Origin of the sequence: Williamsia sp., from assembly GCF_036566845.1 — a bacterium.
Classification (GTDB): Bacteria; Actinomycetota; Actinomycetes; order Mycobacteriales; family Mycobacteriaceae; genus Williamsia.
Window position 1 is genome coordinate 1 of record NZ_DATCVM010000225.1, and the last position, 3196, is coordinate 3196.

Sequence of the window (3196 nt, forward strand, 5' to 3'; positions counted from 1 at the left end):
CCCGCGAACACGGTTTCTCCGACGTCAGCCACACCATCGAGATCTTCGGTGTCTGCAGTCGGTGCGGATCCGACAATTAGCGTCGCCGCAGACCCCGCCAGCCGGCGAACGCGATGACGACACCGACGATCGCGATGACCGGTCCGAGGACCGACCATGTCGTGGTGTTGCTCATCGGGCTGCCCTGCACGGCTCCCAGTCCCTGAAATGTGAACAGCACACCGAAGAGCGCAACCACCACGCCGATGACGACGACCGCTGTACGCATACCCGTGACCCTAACCCGGCAGCCCGGCGATCAGCGCCCGCCGCACATCGGCGCCGGTGGCCAGCACCATCAGGATCAGGGTGCTCAGCGCGTCGTCGGTGAGGCCTGCGGCCGGGAAGTTGTAGCGCAGCAGCACGTCGCCGGTCTTCTTGGACCGGCCCGTGCCGGTCGCGATCTTCTCCACCAGCGACACCGTGCCCAGCAGGGTGTCGTGGGCATGCTTGGCGACCTTGGCGCGAATCTTGCTGTCCAGCGGCAGATCCCAGGCCAGAACCTGGGTCAGCGACACCAGGTCGAGATCCTCGGCGATGGTCACGACGCGCAGCGACGCGAACGTGTCGTCGTGCTGCACCGTCAGCGCACCGTCGTCCTCGTGCTGTACGGGCAGGATCGCCTCGAGAACGGCGGGCAGTCGCTGCGAGAGGTCCATCGGACTCTCAGGCTCTGCCGAAGCGTCGGTTGCGGTTGACGTACTCCTCGCACGCGGCCCACAGGTCGCGGCGGTCGTAGTCGGGCCACAGCTTGTCCTGGAAGACGTACTCGGCGTAGGCCGCCTGCCACAGCAGGAAGTTGCTGGCTCGCTGCTCCCCCGACGTCCGGATGAACAGGTCGACGTCGGGGATGTCGGAGCGGTGCAGGTGCTTGGCGAACGTCGCCTCGGTGATCCGGCTCGGGGTGATCTTTCCGTCGACGGCCTGCTGGGCGAGTTCGCGGGCTGCCTCGACGATCTCGGTGCGCCCGCCGTAGTTCACGCAGTAGTTGATCGTGATGACGTCGTTGTCGACCGTCATCTGCTCGGCGATGTCGAACTCCTTGATGACGCTGCGCCACATCCGGGGCCTGGAGCCGACCCAGCGCATCCGCACGCCCATGTCGTTGAGGTTCTCCCGGCGGCGTCGCACCACCTCCCGGTTGAAGCCCATCAGGAACCGGACCTCCTCGGTGCTGCGCTTCCAGTTCTCGGTGGAGAACGCGTACACGGTCAGGTGCTTGACGCCGATCTCGATGGCACCGCAGGTGATGTCGATGAGCACCGCCTCGCCCATCTTGTGACCCTCGGTGCGGTGCAGGCCCCGCTGGGTGGCCCACCGCCCGTTGCCGTCCATCACCACCGCGACGTGTTGGGGCACCTGGTCCGCCGGAATCTGCGGTGCGGCGGCCTTCGACGTGTGCTGCGGCGGGCGGGCGAATTTGCCGTTGGTGCGCAGCGGGAGCTCCGGGAAGACGACCGGCCAGTCCGACTTGTCCGGGAAGGTGGGGTAATCCTCAGGCGCCGGGGGCAGCTGCGGGTAGCGGTTCTTCCCCGTCCGCTTCGTTGCCATGCGCCATATCCTGCCCGATGCCCTGGCCGGCGGAGCGCTCCACCCGGTAGCTCGACTGATCTGCTCTTCGCGCAAGCGCTCACTGGTGCACCATCCTTAGGTCGGTGATCTTGGATGGATCACCGATGCACCCGAGGTGCCGTCGAGTTACCGCCACAAGCGCTGGACGCTGTGACGTCCACGATGAGTTTCGCGGGACTCGACGGTTACCCGGGGTGTGCCGACCGTCGACAGGGCTGAGCGCCTCTGAGCGCCGAACAGTGAGCGAACCGGCAGCCACACTCCGGCACCGAAGTTTGGGTGCCTCCCCACTGGGACTAGCAGCGAGGAGGCTGTGATGAAGTATGCCCCGCCGGTATTGGCGACGGAACCCACCAACGGCATGACCTGCGGAATCGACTGGGCTGGCCGTGATCACGCGGTCTCGATCATCGACACACGAGGCCGCGAAATCCACCGAAGCACCATCGAACACAACGCTGCAGGACTGCGGGCGCTGCTGAGCCTGCTGGATCGTCGCGGGGTCGACGAGGTGGCCATCGAACGCCCCGACGGACCGCTGGTCCAAGCGCTGCTGGCCGCCGAGGTCACTGTGGTGGTGATCAGTCCCAACCAGCTCAAAAACCTGCGTAGCCGCTACGGCTCGGCCGGCAACAAAGACGACCGATTCGACGCCTTCGTGCTGGCCGACACCCTGCGCACCGACCGCACCCGGCTGCGGCCCCTGGTCCCCGACACCGCGGCCACCACCGCGCTGCGCACCGCCTGCCGGGCACGCAAAGACCTCATCGGACACCGCGTCGCGCTGGCCAACCAGCTGCGCGAACACCTCAACCGCGCTTTCCCGGGCGCCGTGGGCCTGTTCGCCGACATCGATTCGATGATCAGCCTGAGCTTCCTGACCCGATTCGACTGCCAAGACCGCGCCGACTGGCTGACACCCACACGTCTGAGCACCTGGCTGGCCTCGATCGGCTACACCGGCGGCATGGATCCCGCAGTCCTGCACACCCGGCTGATCACCGCACCCCGAGGCATCACCGGCGAACACGGCGCGGCCCACGCCCGCATCACCAACGCCCTGGTCACCACCCTCAAAGCCCTCGTCGAACAGATCAAGACGTTGTCCGATCAGATCGCCGAACAACTCGCCGCCCACACCGATGCGCACATCTTCACCAGCCTGCCCCGCTCCGGAACCGTCAGAGCCGCCAAGCTTCTCGCCGAAATCGGAGACTGCCGCAGCCGATTCCCCACCCCCGAATCGCTGGCCTGCCTCGCCGGCGTCGCCCCCTCCACCCGCCAATCGGGACCCATGCGCTCGGTCTCGTTCCGCTGGTCGTGCGACAAACACCTGCGCGACGCGATCACCGACTTCGCCGCCGACTCCCGCCGCGCCAACCCCTGGGCCGCCGACCTCTACCGCCGCGCACGGGCCAACAAACACGACCACTCCCACGCCACCCGCATCCTCGCCCGCGCCTGGCTCTACATCATCTGGCACTGCTGGCAAGACCGCGTCGCCTACGACCCCGCCAAACACCGAGCCCTCCAAGCACTCCTGCACGACAAACCCGCCGCCTAACCCACGACCAGTTGACACAGG

Annotated in this window: 4 protein-coding genes; 1 reads left to right on the forward strand and 3 read right to left on the reverse strand. The window is 67.0% G+C overall.

All coding sequences use genetic code 11. The features are described from left to right. Positions 1 to 76 precede the first annotated feature (76 nt). From VIQ49_RS21705 to VIQ49_RS21715, 3 genes are read right to left on the reverse strand one after another with little or no spacing between them, the layout of a single operon-like run. Positions 77 to 268, reverse strand: a complete 192-nt coding sequence (locus tag VIQ49_RS21705; RefSeq protein ID WP_331888546.1) for a hypothetical protein — start codon at positions 266 to 268, stop codon at positions 77 to 79. A gap of 10 nt (positions 269 to 278) precedes the next feature. Beyond that, entirely contained in the window at positions 279 to 698 is a 420-nt protein-coding gene (locus VIQ49_RS21710; RefSeq protein ID WP_331888548.1) for a hypothetical protein, read from the reverse strand. Positions 699 to 705: 7 nt separating this feature from the next. After that, a complete protein-coding gene (locus VIQ49_RS21715) occupies positions 706 to 1590 on the reverse strand; it encodes a decaprenyl diphosphate synthase (RefSeq protein WP_331888550.1) in 885 nt (294 codons plus the stop codon). A 337-nt stretch (positions 1591 to 1927) separates the two neighbouring features. Here VIQ49_RS21715 and VIQ49_RS21720 point away from each other — a divergent pair, with 337 nt between their 5' ends. After that, positions 1928 to 3175, forward strand: coding sequence for an IS110 family transposase (locus VIQ49_RS21720; protein ID WP_331888552.1), 1248 nt, complete (start codon positions 1928 to 1930; stop codon positions 3173 to 3175). Positions 3176 to 3196 lie beyond the last annotated feature (21 nt).

Coding starts and splice junctions, on each gene's coding strand:
- VIQ49_RS21705 (WP_331888546.1), bottom strand. CDS start 268: ATGCGTACAGCGGTCGTCGTCATCGGCGTGGTGGTTGCGCTCTTCGGT.
- VIQ49_RS21710 (WP_331888548.1), bottom strand. CDS start 698: ATGGACCTCTCGCAGCGACTGCCCGCCGTTCTCGAGGCGATCCTGCCC.
- VIQ49_RS21715 (WP_331888550.1), bottom strand. CDS start 1,590: ATGGCAACGAAGCGGACGGGGAAGAACCGCTACCCGCAGCTGCCCCCG.
- VIQ49_RS21720 (WP_331888552.1), top strand. CDS start 1,928: ATGAAGTATGCCCCGCCGGTATTGGCGACGGAACCCACCAACGGCATG.